This window comes from Bacillus sp. Hm123 (assembly GCF_051842975.2).
In the GTDB taxonomy this organism is placed as follows: Bacteria; Bacillota; Bacilli; order Bacillales; family Domibacillaceae; genus Bacillus_CE.
On the sequence record NZ_CM200277.1, the window covers coordinates 2,422,188 to 2,440,010 of the forward strand.

The window sequence follows — 17,823 nt, forward strand, 5'->3', positions numbered from 1 at the left end:
CATGGAGGGATTCCAATGGCTCCAGGGAAAAAGATTTTAGGAGAAGAACGACGATCACTAATTTTAACATGGCTTCAAGAGAGCAAAGAACCTTTAACCGGGAGCGAATTAGCCAACCGTACGAATGTTAGTCGGCAAGTGATCGTCAATGATATTACGCTATTAAAAGCGCGAAACGAACCGATTATAGCGACAAGCCAAGGATATGTTTATTTGGCTCAACAATCACCGGAGAAATGGTACGAGCGTTCCATTGCGTGTTTTCATTCCCCGGAACAAGCGGAAGATGAATTAAATCTGCTTGTCGATTTCGGTCTTCTTGTAAAGGATGTCAAAATCGAACATCCAATTTACGGTGACTTAACTGCTTCGATTATGGTATCCAACCGCAAAGAAGTGGCACAATTTATTCAAAAAGCCGCCGAAACGAATGCCGCTTATCTTTCTCAGCTGACGGATGGCGTGCATTTACATACGATTGCCGCCAAAGATGAGCGGACATTAGACGAAGCGGAAGCAGCGTTAGAAAAGGCTGGTTTTTTGCTAGTGGAGAATTAAGAAAAACATCCAGATGAGCGCTCATCTGGATGTTTTCTTAATTAGCTATAAAAGGCGTTTTATGAATATACTCCTTCTCTTTTATTTGCCGAATAATAAAAGAGGCAATGTCGGTATTATTTATTTTCACTCCAGGCATATCCGTTAAGCTTTCTTTTATGCCATAGCTAGTCGTTCCTTCGATGACAAAGGGCAAACGGATAAGAGTCCAATCTAGTATACTATTTTGTAAGGCTTCAAATTCTCTTTCCTTATCTTGCATCATTTTTGGAAAAAGTATTTGAAACATTCTTGCCCCCATTTTATTGCTTATACTTTTTTCGTCCCCTTGTACATCAAGAGACCCACCCGTTACTCCAATATATCTACTGATCCCCAAATCGCTCATCGTATCAAGAATCGATTTTGTCACCATACTGTAAATAGGAAACTCCTTTACAGGTTGTCCAAGAGTATTTATGACAACCTCACAACCTTCCAGCAAACTTTGAATCGTATGTGGATTTCGCGCGTCTCCTTTTACAAACTCAATGCGTTTATCAACCGTATGCAATTTATTCAAGTTCCTAGCCAGTAGCCGAACTTCATGGCCATTTTCTATTGCCTGTTTAGCAACAAATCGACCAACCTTCCCATTCCCACCAATAATCGCTACTTTGTGAGTCATTTCTTTCCCTCCTCCATTAAACATTTCTCTAAAGATGATTCATTCAATCGAATAGGCATGATAGCTTCCAAGCACTTGAACCGAACAACCAAGTGCTTCCATTTCGGCAAAAGCACCAGGAAGAAGCACTTCGTCTAGTTTTTGTCCAATATCAATAATGAAAAAATAATTCCCTAATCCCGTTTTTAACGGACGCGATTCAATTTTACTTAAACTAATATCTCTCCAAGAAAAAGCAGATAACACTTGATGTAAAGCTCCCGCACGATCAGACGGTAATGTCACAACGACCGTCGTTTTATCTAGCGGATTCGTTAATGGCAAGCTCAACTCCTGCTCTTCTTTTGCCAATACAATAAATCTTGTATGGTTATAGCTATAATCATGAATATTTTCTTGGGCGATCGCCAAGTCATATTGCTTCGCCGATAAAGAGTTGGCGATCGCGGCGTAGCGATGCTCACGATGTTCACTTATGTATTGAGCAGCGGCCGCCGTGGACGTCGTTTGCTCAAGAGAGGTTTCATGAAAATATGTATGTAAAAATTTATGACACTGGGCGATGGCATGCGGGTGTGACATAACCTTCTCCGCCTGTTGCCATTCAGCCGCGTGGTCCTTATGTACAAGCAAGTGCTGCTGAATCGGTGCTGTCATTTCCCCAATGATTTTTAAATTTGCTTCATGAAATAAATAATCGATCGTTAAATTAACTGTTCCTTCTAAAGCATTTTCAAGTGGCACGACCGCCAAATCGACTCCCCCTTCAATGACAGCATCCATACACGCTGGAATCGTTAAATATGGAATGCGTTCTTCTTGCGGAAACCCTTGGCGAACGGCTAAATCGGTGAACGTCGCTGCTGGACCTAAGTAAGCTATTTTCTTCAATTGACTCTCTCCCTCGTAAGAATATTACAAAAATTCTCTTTAGTAAAAGTCGGCTCTTACGCACCAGAGCCGAGAACTTCTACCGTATCTACAAATTCTAAACTTTTCAATTCAATAAGCATTTCTTCCAAATCAATCGTCATATCGGTTACATTTAACGACAAAGTCACATTCGCTCTCCCTTGAATCGGAATCGTTTGATGAATCGTTAAAATATTGCCATGATACTTCGCAACTAGCCGAAGCAATTCAGACAACGTCCCCGCACGATCTTCAAGATGAAAAAACAAGGTAATGATACGCTCTTTCACAATCTTATGGAAAGGAAAGACCGTATCGCGATATTTATAAAAAGCACTCCGACTTAAGTCGACTTTTTTGACAGCATCCCATACAGAATCGACTTTTCGTCGTTCAATAAGTTCTTTTGCGTCGAGAGTTTTTTTCATCGCTTCTGGCAAAACATCCTCTCGCACAAGATAAAACTTTTGGTTGAAATCCTTCTTTGCCAATATGCTTCCCCCACTTTACAGCGGCCGATTACTCGACAAATTCAAATTCATATTCTAATAATCGAACGATATCGCCATCTTCTGCTCCACGCTCACGTAATGCCTCATCGACACCCATAGAACGCAACTGGCGTGCAAAGCGGCGAACGGAATCTTCGCGTGAGAAATCAGTCATCTTAAATAATTTCTCCACTTTCGCTCCACTCACTACGAAGCAGCCGTCCGGGTCTCTCGTAATTTCAAATTCTGCCGCTTGATTTTCATGCTTGTACATGACGCGGTGAATGCCTTGTTCTTCTTCTTCAAAGTGTTCAAGTGGAAATTCTGGCGTTTGCTCAATCTTATCAGCAATCGCAAACAGCAATTCTTTCAATCCTGCTCGCGTCACCGCTGAAATTGGGATAATCGCTACATCACTACCAACTTTTTCTTTAAACACTCGAAGATTTTCTTCTGAATCTGGCATGTCCATTTTATTAGCGACCACAATTTGCGGACGCTCCGTTAAACGTAAATTATATTCTTGTAATTCTTTATTAATGGTCACATAATCTTCATACGGATCGCGACCTTCTAATCCAGACATATCAACGACATGAACAATGACACGTGTTCTTTCAATATGGCGTAAAAATTGGTGACCAAGTCCAACGCCTTCATGTGCTCCTTCAATCAGTCCTGGAAGATCAGCCAATACAAAGCTGCGACTATCATCTGTTTCTACCACGCCAAGGTTAGGAACGATCGTCGTGAAATGGTAAGCGGCAATTTTCGGACGAGCAGCCGATACAACCGACAATAAAGTCGATTTTCCGACACTCGGAAAGCCGACAAGTCCCGCATCTGCTAATAATTTCAGCTCTAACACTACATAACGCTCTGTTCCTGGCTCCCCGTTCTCTGAAAGCTCAGGTGCTGGGTTCGCTGGTGTGGCAAAACGAGAGTTTCCGCGACCACCGCGACCACCTTTGGCAATCACCGCTCGTTGCCCATGCTCCGTTAAATCCGCAATCACTTCTTTCGTATCTTCATCTGTAACGACTGTCCCGGGTGGCACTTTGACGATCATGTCAGCTGAATTTCTTCCGTGCTGATTTTTACTCATGCCGTGCTCTCCACGATCCGCTTTAAAATGTCGTTGGTAACGGAAGTCCATAAGCGTTCGTAAGCCTTCATCTACTTCAAAGACAACGTTCGCTCCTTTACCACCATCTCCACCAGCTGGGCCACCTTTAGGCACATATTTCTCTCGGCGAAACGCGACCATTCCATTTCCGCCGTCTCCGCCTTTTACATAAATTTTCACCTGATCTACAAACATAAAATCCTCCTGTTATCATTAAAGCATCTTGAGATAAAAATGAGCGAGTCAAACATTCTGGGCATCACAATCTGAATGAAGCAACTAAAGTACCACTTCAAATAAAAATTCCTGACTAGAATGCTCGTGAATCTTCCATTGTTGAACATACGATGCCTCTAATTGGCTTTGGATATCCTCCAACAACAACTGCTCATTTTGTATTATTCCACTGAATTCAAAAAAGAAACGAAGCCCCTTATCAGCTTTATCGATAGAAAGGCTGAGAAGATTATCTCCATATCGCTTAATATGTCGCTCAATTAAATGAAAAAGCGAATCGATCCATTCGCTAAGCCATTCATCCTGTATATTTACAGAGGTTTCATGATCTAGCACTTCGTATTCTAATTGAAAGGAGTGTTCTTCCCAGTTAAAAGTTAATAACTTCTCAGCAAAAGTCGGCAAGCGCAAATTGCATAAATGCGCTTCCTGTCTCGCCTGCAAAATCGCCGTTTCAATGACGCGTTCTGCATCCTCTAATTTACCGAGAGCCATAAAACCTTTTATGAGTTGAATTTGGTTCATCCAATCATGCCTTGCATGACGCATCGCCTGGATGATTGTCCAATTTTCATTTTTCATTATTAATCGCACAGGTCCTCCGTGAAGTCATCGAAGGGAAGGATAAGCTTAACACTTCCTGCACTTCCTCCTTTCCCGAACAAACATCTGCCGCTATTCATTAATCGTAATTAATTTTAGCTTTATGCTAGTATAACAGAAATCACTTCAAAATGGAGAGTGCATTCTCTTCTACCATCACATCATTTAAGAAAAAAATAAAGCTCTAACCGATGGGTTAGAGCTTTATTGCTATAGCCTTTACTCTTATTGAGCAGCTGGATATACGCTTACTTTCTTCTTGTCACGGCCTAGGCGTTCGAAACGAACGATTCCGTCAACTTTCGCGAATAAAGTATCGTCTCCACCACGACCAACGTTTTCACCTGGATAAATCTTTGTACCGCGTTGACGGTAAAGGATTGAACCACCAGTAACGAATTGACCGTCTGCACGTTTAGCGCCAAGGCGTTTCGAGATTGAATCACGACCGTTCTTCGTAGAACCTACACCTTTTTTAGATGCGAAAAACTGAAGATCTAATCTTAACATGAGTTTCACCTCCTGCTAGTGAAAGATGATTTTTAAATGTTTGCTATAATCACGTTCGATTGTTTGCAAGGAAACAACCATGCCTTCAAAAAGCAACTGAACTTTCTCCTGTTCGCTTTCCGAAAGATTTTCCGGTACGACACAACGGAGAAAACCGCCTTCTTCTCCTTGATCGATTTGGAGATCCGCCTCTGTCAAAGAAAGAATAGCGTTCAGCCCTCCGAAGGTTACAGCTGTTGCCGCTGCACAAACTAAATCTTTTCCGTATTCAGCAAATTCAGCATGACCTTCCATGAGGAAAGATGAGATCTTTCCGGAAGGATGCTTCGTTATGTTCACTTTAATCATAAGACATCGCCTTACGCGTTGATTTTTTCAATAACAACTTTAGTGTATGGTTGACGATGACCTTGTTTTCTACGGTATTTTTTCTTAGCTTTGAATTTGAAAACAGTAATCTTCTTTTGACGACCTTGTTTTTCAACTTTTGCTGTAACAGTAGCTCCCTCAACAAGTGGGCTTCCTACCTTTACAGTGTCGCCGCCAACGAATAATACTTGATCAAATGTAACAGAATCACCTTCTGCTACATCTACTTTTTCAATGTAGATCGCTTGACCTTCTTCTACCTTTAGTTGTTTACCGCCAGTTTCAATAATTGCGTACATTCTCTGCACCTCCTTAATAAACTCAGACTCGCCATTTTCAGGTGGAATGCTAAAGTTAGCAAACGCTTATAACCTGGAATGCGCGGTTGTAGCACGGGTGCTACAAACAATAACATTAGAATCTTATCATTTTACTAGCATAGTGTCAACGTTTTTTCGTGATTAATTCGTTGAAAGTTCAGCCACTGTCCCCGTTCGGATAATTTCACCTAAAGGCATCGAATGATCGACTAGGCGATAAATAATTTTCTTATGAAGGAGCTCTTCCAACTGATGATGAAACTGATGCTGCTCCCCAACAAAGACTTCCTTCACGTCTGGTGTGATTTTCACAGCAATCGCTTCTTGTTCATCCCTAGCATACTCCAGCAACTTTCTCTCTAATTCAAAAGCGATCGTTTCCGCACTTTTTACCCGACCCGTCCCGTGACAAGTAGGACAAGGAGCAGTAACGGTTTCTAAAATCGACGGCTTCGTTTTTTTCCTCGTCATTTGCATTAAACCGAGAGAAGTAAACTCACGAATCGAGACGGATTTCGGATCTTTTTTCACTTCTTGCTTTAACAGCTTTTCAATCGTTACGCGATCTCGATCGTGAAACATATCGATAAAATCAATGATGATGATGCCGCTAATATCGCGTAATCGCAGCTGGCGAGTTACTTCGATAGCCGCCTCTTTATTCGTCAGTAATACGGTTTGCGATTGATTGCTTTTGCCAGTAAACTTTCCGGTATTCACATCGATCACCGTCATCGCTTCCGTTCGCTCAATAACAAGAAAGCCTCCGCTTGGCAGCCATACGACTCGCTTCAACGCTTTTTCTAGCTGACTATCGATGCCGTTAGCTGAAAATAGATCTTCATCCATCGAGTGATAATGCGCTCGCCACTCGTTTTCATGATAGCGAGGACCTTTCTTTAAAGCCGACAGAAAATCAGCACTATCACAAATGATTTCTCCTGTTTGTAGCGATTGCATGCGGGCAAATAATTCTTCGATCAAGAGCGGCTTCTCTCGTAATAACACCGGAGCTTTTTTCATGGCCGCTGCTTTGACGAGCTGTTCATGGTCCTCTCTTAACCGTTCCCCTTCAGATGCGAGCTCTTCTTCTGTCGCATCAAAAGCAGCGGTGCGTAAAATGAGCCCCTCTTCCCCTCGCTTCCAGCTTTTGGCCCAGTCTGCTACTCGCTGGCGCTTATTCGGCTGATCCACCTTTTTCGAAAGAGCCGTATAGCCACCCTCAGGTAAATAAACAAGCTTTTCACCAGGCCACTCAATCACCGCTGACAGACGCGGTCCTTTCGTCTCCGTGCCATCCTTGATCACTTGCACGATGATTTTTTGCCCTTGATGAACGAGTTGTCCGATCGGCCGATTTTGATGATCTGGTAGTTGATCACGGTGCAAATAACCATTTTGCTCAAGACCAATGTTGACAAAGCAAGCATTCATTCCTTTCTCCACTTTAGAAATAATGCCATAATATAAAAAACCGACATGAGATTGTTCTGCCGGCTGAAACAGATGAAATTGTTCGGCTCGGCCATGTTTCACGACCGCTAATCTTTTTTCTCTTCCCTTCACACTAACCAATAAAGTATTCATACAAAACCCGCTTTCTGCTCTCTTTCCTTCCACTTTACTCAGCAATGATCCATTCGTCAATGAAGAGGGAGCAATTCCTTTAAACGAGCCCCCGTTCTCTTTTCAGAAAAATAAGCGTATAGCACTTCATTTTCATCCAATCGCCCAATCTCTTTTCCTTGTTCGGTCACATAGACGATATGCTTCGTGTTACGCCTAAATTGTTCTAAAGTAGAGGAGATTCTTGTATCTGCCGATAGCTGCAATGGCTTTAAATTCACTGCGACATCTTTTTTTCCATAGTGTCTTTCTAACAAGAAGCGAATGAACGTATAATGCTTGTCCTTCCATTCCCGCCATAGAGCGACCGTCAAATAAGCGATAATTAACCAAGCTTGAAAATGAAACGGTAAAAACAGCAAAATCAGCAATTGAAGAAGTGCTAAACAGATAGCAGAAAAGATCATAGCAAGGCGAACCGTTAACAGAAAAGGGTGTCGCAAAGAAACAAAAAGCATCAACAACTTTCCACCATCAAGCGGATATATAGGAAGCAAATTAAATAATAAAATCGCCAAATTAAATTGCCAAAAATGTTGATACAGATTGTCTGACATCCAACCTGCTGTAAAGAACAACCAAGCGGCAACAAATAACCAAAGATGCTGGAGCGGGCCAGCCAATATAACGAACAACTCTTCCTTAGCTGGTCGATTTCCATGCTCATCTACTTCGGCTACGCCGCCAAAAGGAAGAAATATAATTCGCTTAATCCGCCACCGAAACGACCAAGCCATCGAAGCATGTCCCAATTCATGTATGACAATAATTAAAAAAATGAGCAACAAATCGATAAAGTAGCCGGTCAGCACCGAAAAAGCAATCATGACCCACATGAGCGGATGGATGTATACCTTTTGAAGTAGCTTATTCAAAGGAGATCACCGAACCCGGATCAACGAATATACCATCTTTCTTAATAGCAAGGTAAAACGTTTGTTCATTTGGTGACAATTGCGCTAGCTCACTTCCTGCCGCCACTTTTTCATAAGGCTGAACAGAAGGCTCGGTAACATGTCCATACCATGATTCACTATTGTCCGCATGTTGAACAATCACCGTTTGACCAAATTCCTCCTTTTGTCCAACAAAGAGGACCGTTCCATCTTTAATCGCCTTTACCCCTTCATTCAGTCCAGCTTCAACCATAAGTCCCTTCCCGTTCGTCTGAAAGTCTTCAATCACTTTTCCAGAGACAGGTACAGCATACTCCGCTTGTTCATTAACTACTTTCTCCTTTTCTGTCCAGCCATCAACAGTGAAAGGAAGCGGTTCTCCCAATGTTTTCTCATACCACTCAGCCGCTTTTGAGAATTGAAATTCCTTTTCCATGACCTCTTTCATCCAAGCCTGTCCTTCAAGAAACGGGGACGATGATTGTTTAAACATAATAGCTACAGCGAGGACCAATATAAGGGAAGCTAAAGCTTTAAACAGAAAACGGTCCCACCGAAAAAGCGGGTGACCATCTGGCTGTTCTTGTTCAATCGATAATAAATCTTTCTCCTCTTCCTTCAACTAGCTCACTCCTTTATTAACAGTCATTAATAAAGGATATGAAAGGAGCCAAAAAAAAAGAAGCCTCTCATGTAAGAAGCTCATGTTAATCATGAAATAGCTACATATATATGAGAAAGCCTCTTTTATTCATTTCTTAAGAGCGCACACTAAAGAAACTTTTAACACGAGTGAAAAATCCTACTTTCCTCTCGTCAAGCGGTTGAAGCGGCACCGATTCACCAAGAATTCTTCTAGCGATATTACGATAAGCAATGGAAGCTCGATTATTCGGGTTATGCGCGATCGGTTCACCATTATGTGATGACTTAATGATATCCTCGTCATCTACGACGATTCCAATTAATTCAATTGATAAATGCGTCGCCACTTCATCGACATCAAGCATATCTCCTTGTTGCATCATATGACTGCGAATTCGATTAATAACCAACTTCGGCGGCTCCATTCCTTCTTCCTTTTCGAGCAAGCCAATCACCCGGTCCGCATCACGAACAGAGGACTTTTCTGGCGTCGTGATCACAATCGCTTTATCCGCTCCAGCGATCGCATTTTTATAACCTTGCTCAATACCTGCTGGACAGTCAATCAATACGTAATCAAAATCCTGCTTTAATTCCTCAATTAATTTCTTCATCTGTTCAGGCGTCACAGCTGATTTATCGGATGTTTGAGCGGCCGGTAATAAAAATAATAAATCATTAAAACGCTTATCTTTCACTAACGCTTGATGAATTTTGCAACGTCCCTCAACAACATCGACTAAATCATAAATAATACGATTTTCAAGCCCCATCACAACATCCAGATTGCGAAGGCCAATATCTGTATCTACTAAACAAACCTTCTTTTCTTGCAGAGCAAGTGCCGTACCTAAATTAGCTGAAGTAGTCGTTTTGCCTACTCCACCTTTACCAGATGTAACAACTATAGCCTCACCCACTATGGTTTCCCCCTTTTAACGTAGAAATCTCCGGTCTCAGATGCTGTAACACCTGTAAGCGGTCAACAACGATTTGATTAGATTCATCTATGTAGGCGCATTCCGTTTCGAAGTTTTCATCTTCTTCATAGCGGTCAGGTGCACGATTTAGATAACGGCTAATTCTAAGCTGTGTAGGCATCATTTGACCAGCAACAATGACAGCATAGTCATCACCGTAACACCCAGCGTGAGCCACTCCTTTTAAAGCCCCCATGATAAATATATTTCGGCCAGCTCTCACTGTTCCGCCCGGATTTACATCGCCGATTAACAGGAGATCGCCAGCAACTTCTAATACTTGCCCAGAACGAACTCTGCCTGTATATGAAACAATTTCACTTTCTTCCTTCCAGCGAATCGCCTCTTCAACAGTCATCACATTAGATTTTACTTCGCCAACGACAAGATGTTTTTGCTCTAAAATCAGATTCGTCACTTCATCTATTTCTTCTGCTGTTAAATAGCGGTTCCCTAGTTGGACAGTGACTGTAATGATGGCTCCTTGATCTTGAGCGTTCACTGTGACCATTTTCTCTTTCAATTCAGCTAATAAGTCAACATAGGCACATTTGTCATTCAAATGTAACGTCAAGCCGTCTTTCGTTCCCTTTATGACAACATTTTGTTTCGTCTTCATAGCATGCATTTCACCTCTGTTGTCCAAATAATTCGACAAGTCCTCTTGTTTTTCCTGTTTCAGTCGACCATTAATCGAAATGGATTCGACGAAGTTTTTCAAAGGCATTCTTCAGTGGAACAGCAGCAAACAGATAAACAATTAAATTTAAAAGCAAAGTCGGCCACACTCGAATAGAGAAAAATTGTGACATTTGCATCTCCGTTCGGCTCACAAACATATTTAATTGAAACATAATTAATTCTAACAGAAATATATCAAAAACAATGATAAAAGCGACAATGAATAAATGATTCTGCAAAACTTTTACCATTTTTGATGTGATATAAACAAGGAATGGCAAAAAGAACATATAAGCGCCTAAAATACCCGTATAAAAGATATCAAAAAGAAAACCGAAAAGGAAGCCGTATTTGATTGCTATATTTCGGTCAAAGTAAATCGACATCAACAATAACCCGATGACAAACAGACGCGGTACTAAAATATAGCCACCGTCAAAAGATTGGGCAGGAATCCAAGAGATCAACACGCTATCGCTGTAAAAAAGAATCGCCATTAACAGAGGAAGGAGAACACGCTTCACAGATCTCCCCCCTCAACAACTACTTGCTGGCGCTCTTGTTTTGCTGGCAACACCGTTGTCATCCCTCGCTTAGCTACCATCACATGTTCTAAATCATTCAACTTAGCAGCCGGTTTAATTAAGGCTGTCTGTGTTAAACCGAACTGGTCTGGCACTAATTTTTTCACTTCACCGATAATTAACCCTTTAGGGAACACGCCGCCTTTTCCTGACGTTGTGACGGCCATTCCTTTCTTCACTTTAGAATCATAAGGGATTTTTGTCATTAACAGCAAACCTTTTTCTTTATCGTACCCTTCAATCACACCGTAAATATTTTTTTCTCCTTGAATGACGGCCGATACTCGGTTTCTTGGGTCGTGAGCACTAAGCAGTTGGACAGTAGAAGTAAACTTGGACGTATTTTTGACTTTCCCAACGAGCCCCTCTACAGTCATCACAGCCATATTAGGTTCAATCCCGCTAGCCGATCCTTGATCAATCGTCATCACATCGAACCAACGCTCTGGGTTCTGTGCAATGACCGTTGCTTGCACAGGCTCATAATCTGCTAAACTTTGTTTTTTATCAATAATTGCTCGAAGTTCTTTATTATCTTTCTCTAACCGCGCAACATCACTTTCAAGCTGAGCTAACTGATCTAAATGTGTTTTTAGTTTTTCATTTTCTTTGTACGTGTTTCGTAAATTCCCCACATCATTAAAAAATCCTGCAATACTATTAGCAGGTTTAGAAACAACGGTTTGCCCTAAACCGACAATATCTTTTACAAATTGTTCAGGCCAAGAAATATTCGCGCGATCGCGAAGAGAAAAACCAATCAATGCGACAAGAACGATAATACTGCCGAGAAGGATAATCAAGCGTTTGTTTGTAAAAAACTGTGGCATCTATTCCACCTCTATTTTTGGCATTAAGTTAGAATCCGGCAGCAGAAAATCGCTGCCGGAATAAATCATTCATTATTTGCTTTTATTTTTAAATAAATGGATATGATCTAGCGCTAAACCTGTACCGACAGCTACACAGTCAAGTGGGTCCTCAGCGATCAGTACTGGCATATTTGTTTCTTGACTGATAACTTTATCTAAATTGCGCAATAAGGCGCCTCCACCAGTCAATACAATTCCGCGATCCATAATATCCGCCGCAAGCTCCGGTGGTGTTTTTTCTAACGTGCTTTTCACTGTATCAACAATCGCATACACTGTATCCTTCAAAGCATCCGCAATCTCTTGTCCAGTGATTTCAATCGTTTTCGGAAGACCTGTCAATAAATCACGCCCGCGAATTTCCATGTTTGGAATTTCTTCGAAGTCACCTGCAGAACCGATCTCCATTTTAACCGCTTCAGACGTGCGATCCCCAATTAATAAATTATACTGTTTACGAATATAGGCAACGATCGCATCATCCATTTCATCTCCGGCAATGCGCAATGATTCACTCGTCACGATACCACCTAATGAAATAATGGCCACTTCTGTCGTTCCCCCACCAATATCAACGACCATACTACCTGTAGGTTCCCAAACAGGTAAGTTCGCCCCAATAGCTGCCGCAAAAGGCTCTTCAATTGTATAGGCATCACGCGCGCCTGCTTGGCGAGCTGCATCAATAACCGCGCGCTCCTCGACAGCTGTAATACCAGACGGAACACAGATCATCACATATGGCTTGCTAGCGAACATGCCTTTTCCGCCGTTCGTTGCTTGTCTAATATAATATTTAATCATCGTAGCTGTCGTTTCATAATCAGCGATGACCCCGTCCTTCATCGGGCGTGTAGCGACCACATTCCCAGGGGTACGACCGATCATTTTCTTCGCATCATTACCGACAGCAACTATTTGTTTTGTATCTGTTTGAAGCGCTACTACTGAAGGTTCGCGCACAACTACACCTTTTCCTTTGGCATAGACAAGCGTATTCGCCGTTCCAAGGTCTATTCCAAGATCTCTATTTCCAATTCCAAACATACAGGTATCTCCCTTTCTTGATCTGTTACTATTTTATAGTGATAGATTGAACATTATTATTTTTGATCTCAACAAAAACATCTAGCAAAAATCATAACTTATATTATAACGTAATCAAAAAAAAAATCCTAGCATTATACATAGCCTTTTTCCTTCAAACTGACGTATTTTTTATCCCCAATGATTAAATGGTCTAATACTTCCACTCCTAGCAATTTTCCACATTCGACTAATCGCTTCGTCACTTCTACATCTTCTCTACTTGGGGCAGGGTCGCCAGAAGGATGATTATGGATGCAGATTACAGAGGCAGCGGAGCGACGAAAGGCTTCTTTAAACACCTCGCGCGGATGTACGATCGAGGCGTTAAGACTTCCAATGAATAATGTTTGTTTATGAAGAACTTGATTTTTTGTGTTGAGGTAAAGGCACACGAAATGCTCCTGTGATAAAAAGCGCAGTTCTTCCATCACATAATTGGCCCCATCTTCGGGAGAACGAATGACATACCGGTCTTCAAATTTCAAGTGACTAATGCGACGGCCGAGTTCGAGGGCGGACATAATTTGGACGGCCTTCGCTTCGCCAATCCCTTTAATCGAGGTAATTTCTTCGAGTGAGGCATCCTTTAACATGCGCAACCCTTCAAAGGTTTGAAGCACTCGATTAGACAATTGGAGCACGGATTCATGTTTCGTGCCTGTCCGTAAAATAATCGCAAGCAACTCATGGTTCGATAGGCTTTTCGGACCATTGGTAATCATTCGTTCTCTCGGGCGATCTTCTAAAGGTACATCTTTGATCATCAACATCTCGTTCGACATTCATTTTCTCTCCTTTAATCACGTTTGAGAAGGAGAGGAGAAGGTCGCCCCTGGCAGGCCAAACCGTTGAAGTTGTCTATACAAAGAAGCCACCGGCAACCCGACAACAGAGAAATAGTCACCATCAATTTTCTTGACAAGCACAGCGCCTATTCCTTGAATGCCGTATGCGCCCGCCTTATCAAACGGTTCACCACTGTCAAGATAGGCTTCTACTTCCTCATCTGACAGCTCCCAAAACGTGACGTTTGTTTTTTCATAAAAGACGTGTTCCTTCTTTCCTTGTACAATCGTAACCCCAGTATAAACGGAGTGCTCTCGACCGGAAAGCTTGCTCAACATCCGTTTCGCTTCACTTCGGTCTTTCGGCTTACCTAATATTTCTTCATCAAGCACAACAATTGTATCCGCGCCGATAACAACAGCTTGTTCATGATGCTTCGCCACAGCGTGAGCTTTACGGGAGGCTAATTGCCTAACGGTTTCTTCCGAGGACATTGGGTGGGAGATCGTTTCATCTACCTCACTGACAATGACAGTAAAGGGTAGACCGATTCGTTGGAGAAGTTCCTTTCTACGGGGAGAACTAGAAGCTAAAATAAGATTCGACAACATCCATCACCTAACTTTCAAGAATTAAGGGAAATACCATTTTTATTTTATCAAAATCCTCATCCTTTCACAAACTTTTCCATTCTAAAAAATATTCAAAAATAATATTTGTTATTGACTAGCGATAAACATTTATATTATAGTGAACAAGGCTTTTTGATGATAATGATTTTCATTATCTACAAAAACTTTATCTCGAAGAAAGGATTACTCGACATCATGAGCGAAAACACATACGCCCCTTCTAAAAAGAAACTGATTTCGATCACTAACGGCCGTCTATCATTAGCGATTGTTTGTTTAGTGGCCAGCGTTGCACTGATTGTATTTTTAATGGCTTGTTCTATTTCTTTTGGAGCCGCTGATATACAGTTGTCAACAGTCTGGGGGTTATTATTATCAGGATTTGACCAGTCGTTGGAATCCTCTGTTATTTATGACTTTCGCTTACCACGAGCGATTGGAGCCGTAGCAATCGGCATGTTTTTGGCGGTATCTGGAGCGATCATGCAAGCGATGACTCGCAACCCTCTGGCCTCGCCCTCTCTAATGGGTGTGTCAGACGGAGCCATTTTCGCGATTGCGATATCTTATGCTTTTTTTCCAGGAATATCTTTTTCATGGAAGGTTGTCTTTTCGTTCATTGGCGCTGCTCTCGGGGCATCGGTTCTTTATGGCATCGGTTCTTTATCTAAAGGAGGATTAACACCAGTCAAACTTGCGTTGGCTGGCGCCGCAGTCAGTGGGTTTTTAGGAGCGATCTCTTCCGGCATTGCCCTTTACTTTGAATTACATCAAGAAGTAGCAATGTGGAGCGCTGGTGGTGTAGCTTCTGTTCAATGGGGAAGCCTTAAATTACTCATTCCACTCGGACTCCTTGCATTAGTAATTGCTATCATGCTTAGCCGCTATTTCACGATTTTGAATTTCGGCGAAGAAATGGCTACAGGCTTAGGACAAAATGTTTTATTAATTAAAGCATTAGGAACGATCCTTGTCGTGATTATGACAGGTGCAGCAGTATCAATGGCTGGTTCTGTCGGATTCGTCGGACTCGTGATTCCTCATATTGCTCGCATGATCGTTGGAACTGATTATCGACTAATCATTCCTGTGTCGGCTGTTTTAGGTGGGGTATTATTATCAGCAGCTGATTTATTAGCGCGGACGATTAATCCACCGTATGAAACGCCATTAGGTGCGATTACGGCTCTCATCGGTGTTCCTTTCTTTCTTTATTTAGCTAGGAAAGAAGGAGGAAAGTCATGGTAGTTAATCAAATGAGAAAACAACTGTTAATCTTAACAATCATGATGGTAGTCACCCTTGTGCTGATTATTCTCAACCTATCTATAGGTACTTTGACGATTCATCCGATTCATTCGATGCAAACGTTAATGGGATTCGGAAGTGAGGAGCAACATATTCTCATTTTTGATTTCCGCTTACCGCGAGCAATCGTCGCTATCGCTGTTGGTATGGCCCTTAGTACATCGGGTGCTATTTTGCAAGCTCTAGCTAGAAATCCTCTAGCAGACCCTGGAATTATTGGTATCAACGCTGGAGCAGGCCTAGGGGTTGTACTATTCGTCTACTTTTTCTTTGGACAAATGGATGTCACTTCATACATCTCTGTTTTTGTCCTTCCATTGTTCGCACTTATCGGTGCATTAGCAGCAGCCATTATTATTTATTTACTAGCTTGGAAGGATGGAGTGACAGCTACTCGTTTAATATTAGTAGGAATTGCCGTAGCAGCCGGATTCAGTGCCATCAATATCGTCTTTTCGATGAAAATGACAGCGAATGATTTTCGTTTTGCGACCGTGTGGTTAAGCGGTAGCTTATGGGGAACTGATTGGAAATTTGTACTTGCGGCTCTTCCATGGCTGATCATCCTCTTACCTCTCGCTTACACTAAAAGCAACCTATTAAATGTTTTAAACCTTGGAGATAAGATGGCAACAGGCTTAGGGGTTGCAGTAGAAAAAGAACGAAGAAAACTGCTGTTTATTTCAGTTGCTTTAGCCGGAGTATCCGTAGCGGTAGCCGGAGGAATTGGATTTATCGGATTACTCGCTCCTCACATCGCTAGAAGGATTGTTGGAGCTAAACATCAGATCATGCTACCTGTCTCTGCCTTGATTGGAGCGATATTGCTATTAACAGCTGATTGCTTAGCAAGAAGTTTGATGCCAAGCTCTGAGATCCCAGTAGGTCTTGTCCTTTCACTTATTGGAGCACCATATTTTATTTACTTACTTATTAAAACACCATAGAAAAAGGAGATTTTACTAATGAAAAAGCACTTATTAATGAGTTTCTTATTCTTGCTTTCATTTGTTCTATTAGCCGCATGTGGCAATGACAATGATTCAGCAAAAACAAAGAAAGAAGAAAAACCAGCTGAACGAGTAGTTAAAACAGTGAAAGGCGACGTCAAGGTTCCAGTAGAACCGAAACGCATTGCCGATATTAGTGGATCAACAGAAGAATTACTTATTTTCGGATATACGCCTATTATTACAGCTAATACAAGTGAACAAAAAATTATGCCATTTTTACAAGATCAATTAAAAGATACAAAGCCAGTTGGCTCCTTCTGGGGAGATGAAATCAATACTGATACGATCCTTACAGCAAAGCCTGATTTAATCATTATCAATAACCGTCAAGAGAAGCTTTATGATCAATTAAGCAAAATTGCTCCAACAGTTATGCTTGAAACAGACTTAAGTGACTGGAGACCTAAATTCGAAGAAATCGCCCGCATTATGGATAAAGAAGAAGAAGCAAATAAATGGTTAAAAGAATTCGATGAAAAAGCGAAAGCCACTCATGATGAAATCCTCGCTAAAACAGGAGATGATAAATTCATGGTAATGGCCGCTTATCCAAATGCTTTCCGTGTATATGGAAACTACGGCTACGGAAGCTTCTTATTTGAAGACTTAAAGTTACCTGCTATCGAAGGAACACCGACAGAGGAACCATTGCTTCAATTACAAAAAGAAGCATTAATCGATTATAACCCTGACTATTTATTTGTATTTACTACAGGTGATGGCGATCAACGTCTAAAAGAATTCCAAGAAAGCGCGATTTGGAAAAATATGAACGCAGTAAAAAATAACAAAGTGTTCATGATTGCACCTGAAGACTTAAATAAAGGATACACTCCACTAGGAAAAGAATTATTATTAGAAGAAGTGAAACAACAGATTTTAGAAGCGACAAAATAATAAAAAAGCTAGCGCCTTCTC

Annotated in this window: 22 protein-coding genes and 1 other annotated feature; of the genes, 4 read left to right on the plus strand and 18 right to left on the minus strand. The window is 41.5% G+C overall.

What is annotated here, in order from left to right:
* The first annotated feature begins 15 nt into the window (after positions 1-15).
* Entirely contained in the window at positions 16-558 is a 543-nt protein-coding gene (locus ACSVDJ_RS12670; protein WP_439169983.1) for a transcription repressor NadR, read from the plus strand.
* Positions 559-595: 37 nt separating this feature from the next.
* On the opposite strand, the gene ACSVDJ_RS12675 is transcribed toward ACSVDJ_RS12670, so the two are convergent.
* The 18 genes from ACSVDJ_RS12675 to ACSVDJ_RS12760 form a co-directional block, all read right to left on the minus strand.
* Entirely contained in the window at positions 596-1,225 is a 630-nt protein-coding gene (locus ACSVDJ_RS12675; protein WP_439169982.1) for an NAD(P)-dependent oxidoreductase, read from the minus strand.
* A gap of 39 nt (positions 1,226-1,264) precedes the next feature.
* Entirely contained in the window at positions 1,265-2,116 is an 852-nt protein-coding gene (gene pheA / locus ACSVDJ_RS12680; RefSeq protein ID WP_439169981.1) for a prephenate dehydratase, read from the minus strand.
* Positions 2,117-2,172: 56 nt separating this feature from the next.
* Positions 2,173-2,628, minus strand: coding sequence for a transcriptional regulator ThrR (gene thrR / locus ACSVDJ_RS12685; RefSeq protein WP_439169980.1), 456 nt, complete (start codon positions 2,626-2,628; stop codon positions 2,173-2,175).
* A 28-nt stretch (positions 2,629-2,656) separates the two neighbouring features.
* Positions 2,657-3,949 carry a GTPase ObgE gene (gene obgE / locus ACSVDJ_RS12690; RefSeq protein WP_439169979.1) on the minus strand — a complete coding sequence of 431 codons (1,293 nt, stop codon included), beginning with the start codon at positions 3,947-3,949 and terminating at the stop codon, positions 2,657-2,659.
* Between the two features lie 84 nt (positions 3,950-4,033).
* Positions 4,034-4,585 (minus strand): Spo0B C-terminal domain-containing protein, encoded by a 552-nt coding sequence (locus ACSVDJ_RS12695; protein ID WP_518618983.1) that lies wholly within the window; start codon positions 4,583-4,585, stop codon positions 4,034-4,036.
* Positions 4,586-4,819: 234 nt separating this feature from the next.
* Positions 4,820-5,104: a 50S ribosomal protein L27 gene (gene rpmA / locus ACSVDJ_RS12700; RefSeq protein ID WP_094835851.1), complete on the minus strand. Its 285-nt coding sequence runs from the start codon at positions 5,102-5,104 to the stop codon at positions 4,820-4,822.
* A 15-nt stretch (positions 5,105-5,119) separates the two neighbouring features.
* Positions 5,120-5,452 carry a ribosomal-processing cysteine protease Prp gene (locus tag ACSVDJ_RS12705; protein WP_439169977.1) on the minus strand — a complete coding sequence of 111 codons (333 nt, stop codon included), beginning with the start codon at positions 5,450-5,452 and terminating at the stop codon, positions 5,120-5,122.
* An 11-nt stretch (positions 5,453-5,463) separates the two neighbouring features.
* Positions 5,464-5,772: a 50S ribosomal protein L21 gene (gene rplU, locus ACSVDJ_RS12710; protein ID WP_439169976.1), complete on the minus strand. Its 309-nt coding sequence runs from the start codon at positions 5,770-5,772 to the stop codon at positions 5,464-5,466.
* A gap of 14 nt (positions 5,773-5,786) precedes the next feature.
* Positions 5,787-5,870: a sequence feature (ribosomal protein L21 leader region), on the minus strand.
* 64 nt (positions 5,871-5,934) lie between these two features.
* Positions 5,935-7,380, minus strand: a complete 1,446-nt coding sequence (locus ACSVDJ_RS12715) for an Rne/Rng family ribonuclease (protein ID WP_439169975.1) — start codon at positions 7,378-7,380, stop codon at positions 5,935-5,937.
* 56 nt (positions 7,381-7,436) lie between these two features.
* Positions 7,437-8,294 carry a M50 family metallopeptidase gene (locus ACSVDJ_RS12720; protein ID WP_439169974.1) on the minus strand — a complete coding sequence of 286 codons (858 nt, stop codon included), beginning with the start codon at positions 8,292-8,294 and terminating at the stop codon, positions 7,437-7,439.
* Positions 8,287-8,937 carry a peptidoglycan DD-metalloendopeptidase family protein gene (locus tag ACSVDJ_RS12725; protein ID WP_439169973.1) on the minus strand — a complete coding sequence of 217 codons (651 nt, stop codon included), beginning with the start codon at positions 8,935-8,937 and terminating at the stop codon, positions 8,287-8,289. Before ACSVDJ_RS12725 ends, ACSVDJ_RS12720 begins: the two co-directional genes overlap by 8 nt.
* A 136-nt stretch (positions 8,938-9,073) precedes the next feature.
* Positions 9,074-9,880, minus strand: coding sequence for a septum site-determining protein MinD (gene minD / locus ACSVDJ_RS12730; protein ID WP_439169972.1), 807 nt, complete (start codon positions 9,878-9,880; stop codon positions 9,074-9,076).
* Positions 9,873-10,559, minus strand: a complete 687-nt coding sequence (gene minC / locus ACSVDJ_RS12735; RefSeq protein WP_439170044.1) for a septum site-determining protein MinC — start codon at positions 10,557-10,559, stop codon at positions 9,873-9,875. The genes minD and minC overlap by 8 nt, the downstream gene beginning before the upstream one ends.
* Before the next feature lie 70 nt (positions 10,560-10,629).
* On the minus strand, positions 10,630-11,145 hold the full coding sequence (gene mreD / locus ACSVDJ_RS12740; RefSeq protein ID WP_439169971.1) for a rod shape-determining protein MreD: 516 nt from the start codon (positions 11,143-11,145) through the stop codon (positions 10,630-10,632).
* Positions 11,142-12,035 carry a rod shape-determining protein MreC gene (gene mreC, locus ACSVDJ_RS12745; RefSeq protein WP_439169970.1) on the minus strand — a complete coding sequence of 298 codons (894 nt, stop codon included), beginning with the start codon at positions 12,033-12,035 and terminating at the stop codon, positions 11,142-11,144. The genes mreD and mreC overlap by 4 nt, the downstream gene beginning before the upstream one ends.
* A gap of 72 nt (positions 12,036-12,107) precedes the next feature.
* Positions 12,108-13,124: a rod shape-determining protein gene (locus ACSVDJ_RS12750; protein WP_439169969.1), complete on the minus strand. Its 1,017-nt coding sequence runs from the start codon at positions 13,122-13,124 to the stop codon at positions 12,108-12,110.
* Positions 13,125-13,258: 134 nt separating this feature from the next.
* The gene (gene radC / locus ACSVDJ_RS12755; protein WP_439169968.1) at positions 13,259-13,948 is read right to left on the minus strand and encodes a RadC family protein; all 690 of its coding nucleotides are present in this window, start codon (positions 13,946-13,948) and stop codon (positions 13,259-13,261) included.
* 18 nt (positions 13,949-13,966) lie between these two features.
* Entirely contained in the window at positions 13,967-14,563 is a 597-nt protein-coding gene (locus ACSVDJ_RS12760) for a Maf family protein (protein ID WP_439169967.1), read from the minus strand.
* A gap of 216 nt (positions 14,564-14,779) precedes the next feature.
* On the opposite strand from ACSVDJ_RS12760, the gene ACSVDJ_RS12765 reads away from it, so the two are divergent.
* From ACSVDJ_RS12765 to ACSVDJ_RS12775, 3 genes are read left to right on the plus strand one after another with little or no spacing between them, the layout of a single operon-like run.
* Positions 14,780-15,832: a FecCD family ABC transporter permease gene (locus ACSVDJ_RS12765; protein WP_439170043.1), complete on the plus strand. Its 1,053-nt coding sequence runs from the start codon at positions 14,780-14,782 to the stop codon at positions 15,830-15,832.
* The gene (locus tag ACSVDJ_RS12770; protein ID WP_439169966.1) at positions 15,826-16,839 is read left to right on the plus strand and encodes a FecCD family ABC transporter permease; all 1,014 of its coding nucleotides are present in this window, start codon (positions 15,826-15,828) and stop codon (positions 16,837-16,839) included. Before ACSVDJ_RS12765 ends, ACSVDJ_RS12770 begins: the two co-directional genes overlap by 7 nt.
* 18 nt (positions 16,840-16,857) lie before the next feature.
* Entirely contained in the window at positions 16,858-17,802 is a 945-nt protein-coding gene (locus tag ACSVDJ_RS12775) for an ABC transporter substrate-binding protein (protein WP_439169965.1), read from the plus strand.
* Positions 17,803-17,823: the final 21 nt, after the last annotated feature.